1 pseudogene is annotated in these 348 nt (G+C 71.3%); it reads right to left on the reverse strand.

The annotated features are described in order from the left end of the window. Positions 1-348: pseudogene (locus HMPREF2924_RS24890) on the reverse strand (type VI secretion system tip protein VgrG); the annotation flags it as partial.

Raw genomic sequence — 348 nt, forward strand, 5'->3', positions numbered from 1 at the left:
GTCGGCCTGCCGCAGCGGCCCCGGCAACAGCGGCGCCGCGCCGCTGCCGTTGCCCGGGCTGCCGCCGGAGTTGACCCGGACGTTGGCCCCGGAGAGGGTCACGCCGCTGGCGTCGAGCTTGAGGAAGCTGCCACCGCCCTTCAGGGTCAGTTCGGCGCCGGCCTCCAGCACCACCTTCAGGCCGCTGCTCAGGTGGATCTCCTGGCCGGCCTCGACGAACTGGCCGCTGGCGATCTTCAGGTGCTGGTCGTTGGCTACGGTGAGGTGGTCGCTGGCGCGGACCTCCACCTTGCGCTCGGCGTGGGTGGTGCGGTGTTCCTCGGCCTTGAACTCGCTGTAGCTGTTCGC

The sequence above is a fragment of the Pseudomonas sp. HMSC063H08 genome (genome assembly GCF_001813645.1).
Classification (GTDB): Bacteria; Pseudomonadota; Gammaproteobacteria; order Pseudomonadales; family Pseudomonadaceae; genus Pseudomonas; species Pseudomonas aeruginosa.